Source organism: Intestinimonas sp. MSJ-38 (genome assembly GCF_018917925.1).
Lineage (GTDB): Bacteria > Bacillota > Clostridia > Oscillospirales > Butyricicoccaceae > Pseudobutyricicoccus.
In genome coordinates this window covers 1-3,227 of the sequence record NZ_JAHLPO010000055.1, presented here as the reverse complement: position 1 = coordinate 3,227, position 3,227 = coordinate 1, and the positions used below count along the sequence as shown (strand labels likewise).

Annotated in this window: 4 protein-coding genes; all 4 read left to right on the top strand. The window is 54.1% G+C overall.

Translation table 11 applies throughout. From position 1 onward, the window contains the following. Positions 1 to 221: 221 nt before the first annotated feature. Complete coding sequence (locus tag KQI26_RS14910) at positions 222 to 494, top strand: type II toxin-antitoxin system RelB/DinJ family antitoxin (RefSeq protein ID WP_118748575.1); 273 nt, start codon at positions 222 to 224, stop codon at positions 492 to 494. Further along, the gene (locus tag KQI26_RS14905) at positions 481 to 756 is read left to right on the top strand and encodes a type II toxin-antitoxin system YafQ family toxin (RefSeq protein WP_118747040.1); all 276 of its coding nucleotides are present in this window, start codon (positions 481 to 483) and stop codon (positions 754 to 756) included. Before KQI26_RS14910 ends, KQI26_RS14905 begins: the two co-directional genes overlap by 14 nt. 25 nt (positions 757 to 781) lie before the next feature. Beyond that, positions 782 to 1,531, top strand: a complete 750-nt coding sequence (locus KQI26_RS14900; RefSeq protein ID WP_216505028.1) for a copper amine oxidase N-terminal domain-containing protein — start codon at positions 782 to 784, stop codon at positions 1,529 to 1,531. A 73-nt stretch (positions 1,532 to 1,604) separates the two neighbouring features. Continuing rightward, on the top strand, positions 1,605 to 3,227 hold a 1,623-nt coding region (locus KQI26_RS14895; protein ID WP_216505027.1), incomplete at its 3' end, for a thioester domain-containing protein.

Sequence of the window (3,227 nt, the reverse complement as noted above, 5' to 3'; positions counted from 1 at the left end):
GCAGCTACCGATGTGTCAGTGCTTTCGGCCCGACAGAACGACATTATCACGCTGATCACCTGTGTACGGGATCAGCCGGAGTATCGCTGGTGTGTCCAGGCCAAGCTGGTGAGATAAAAAAAGGAATACTTGTCGGCCATGCTTCTATTGACATTGTGAACAAAAAAGAATACAATGTAGTAAAATTAAAATAAACAAGTAAATAGAAAGGAGTTGTAATCATGGCCAATACAAGTATTAACATTCGCATGGATGCAGAGTTGAAGCGTCAGTTTGAGGCATTCTGTGCAGATATGGGAATGACAATGACCACAGCGTTCAACATCTTTGCGAAGAAGGCGGTGCGTGAGTATCGTATTCCCTTTGAGATCAGCGGTGAAGTGCCGAATGCTGTCACGAGAAAAGCAATCGAGGACGCAGAGAATGGGATTGGAATGAGCAGGGCTTTTTCCTCCGTAAAAGAGCTGATGGAGGATCTGAATGCTGACGATTAAGTATCAGACGGCCTTCAAGAAGGACTACAAGAGAATTGTCCGAAGAGGCTATGATGTGCGGCTGCTGGAGGAAGTAATTAGTATTTTGGCGGAACAAAAGCCGCTGCCGGAGATATACCGGGATCACAACCTGTCCGGGGATTATGTTGGGTGCAGAGAGTGCCATATAACCCCGGACTGGCTCTTGATTTATGAGATCAAGAATAATGAACTCGTTCTCTGCTTAACCAGAACGGGAACACACAGTGATTTGTTTAAATAACCACTACGATAGGGAGGAATAAAAGATGAAACTGAGACGGGATGTTGCTGGGTTTGCCGTGGGCCTGCTTTGCGGCGGTGTAATTTTCGGCGGCGCGGGGATCGCTTCCGGCGTGATCGCCACGCCCCTGACGGAGAGCAGCCAGAAGGTGACTTTGGACGGTCAGGCGGTGAGCCTGGAAGGGTACAACATCAACGGCAGCAACTACTTCAAGCTGCGGGATCTGGGCAAGGCCATGGACCTCGGTGTGACCTGGAACAACGACAGCCGCACTGTTGAGATCGACAGCAATGCCGGTTATGTGGAAGAGGAAAAGCCCGCTATTCCGGGAGCAGTGAAAATCCCCACCGGGGATGCCAGCTGGTGTCCGCCGGTGGGCACGGTGATCGACCTGGGCAACGGCCAGACCATGACCGTGACCAAGGCCAAAGATCCGGAGCCGGAGCTGACCGTCCCGGCCAATGCGTCCTCCTTCTGGCAGGATGAGCTGCCCGAAATGAGAGTGGTCACACATGAGAATGGGACTGTGATGATTCGAAATATGCATGAGATCCGGCGGCAGCAGTATGCTTTGTTTGAAGTGGCCGAACCGGGTACCAAGATTTATCTGGGACTGGAAGGTGCCCGACCGGGAGATCCCAATGTTCAGTGGCCCTGGCACGAAGGGATGCTGCAAGCCATGTACCTCTCCGGCCCGAGAAGCAAAGTCTGGGTAGATGCCTATGATGTGTATTTCAATGGAAGATATGCCTATACCGAATATGATGTGAAATGATTCACAGCAAGAAAGGGACGCCTTAAAGCGTCTCTTTTTTTGTGCCAAAACTCAAAAGGAAAAGGAGAAATCTATGAAAGCAAGAAGATGGACGGCGCTTTTGCTGCTGATGGTCACCCTGATCGGGATGCTTCCCGGGGCGGCTCTGGCAGCCAACACGCCGGAAGAAGCACTGGGTGAAATTCATATTTACAATGGCGGGGAACAGCTGGCCTACCTGGCTGTCAATGGCCGAGTGCAGAAACTCAATTATGTGTATTTTGAGTATCTTTCGCCAACAACAGGATTGAAGCAAATCCCCGCCTACTGTGTCAACCCCACCACGGACGGCGTGCCCCAGGCGGTGGGCACCGGGCAATCCATCAAATACCTGGCACAGAATCAGGCCACAGACCCCAAGATCGTGGGCATTGTGGGCAATGGATATCCCCACCGCAGCCTGGAAGAGCTGGGCCTGGACAATGTGCAGCAAGCCTATTATGCTACCAAGATCGCTTTGTGGTGCTATCTGGTGCCTACCTGGAGCATCGACAAGGTGACCATCGCTCCGGGCCTTTCGGAGCATGAGCAGCAGATCGCCCAGCGGCTGCTTGCTGCCGCCAAGGACATTTATAACCGGGGCAGCGGCTGGACGGATGTGCTCATCCCCGGCCTGACGGTTTCCGCCGATCAGCAAAATGCCTACGAGGTGCAGATCAATGGGGAGACTTACTTGCAGCAAGTCTACACCGTCAAGAGCGGCACCTGGGTGGACGGCCTGGAGATCAGCGTCTGGATTGACGGCGAGAATGTGCCCAGCGGCATGAAGATCGTGAATATGCAGAACCAGGAGATCGAAAAGATCCCAGTGGAGGGAGCCGGATACCAGGGGCAATTTAAAGTGATCTGCCCCAAGGCATCGGTCAGCGGCAGCGTCAATGCAAAGCTGCTGCTGGAAGGCAATGTGAACCAGTATGCTGCCTTCTATGCGATTTGCCAGGAGACCGGCACCTATGGGAAGCTGCAAAACTACATTGCAGACACCGACCCGGTTCTGCTTCGGTGGTCGAACGCCATTTTCAATTATTCCCCCACAGTTGCACCGCCGCCGCCGGAAGGGGGCGGAGGGGAATACAGCCTGAAGATCGTCAAGACGGAGACCGGCACCGGCACTCGCCTGGAGGGGGCCTTGTTTGAAATAAAAGATCCGGACGGCGCACCGGTGGGGACATTTTCCACCAATGCCCGGGGCGAGATCCTCGTGCCCCTGGAGCGGGGCGGTTTGTACACGATTACCGAGGTGCAGCCCCCCAAGGGCCACCTGATGGCCAAGAACCCGGTGCAGCAGGTACAGGTGGAAAAGGACACTGTGGCCACGGTGAGCTATGAAAACGAGCCTTACGGCAATCTGCGGGTGGAGAAGGTGGATGCAGACACCGGCGATACCCTCCCTGGCGCAAAGGTGCAGATCAAGCACATCGAAAGCGGGGCCACTTACACCCAGATCACCAACGAAGCCGGTGCTGCCATTTTCAATGGACTCAAGCCCGGTGCCTATGAGATCGTGGAGCTGAAAGCCCCCGATGGATGGATCAAGGACGGCCAGACTTACACCGTCAATGTGCCAGGGCAGGACACCGTTACCTTCACTCTGAAGAACAGTGCCAAACCCGGCCTTCGGATCATCAAGTATGACCGGCAGACCCATGAGACTTTG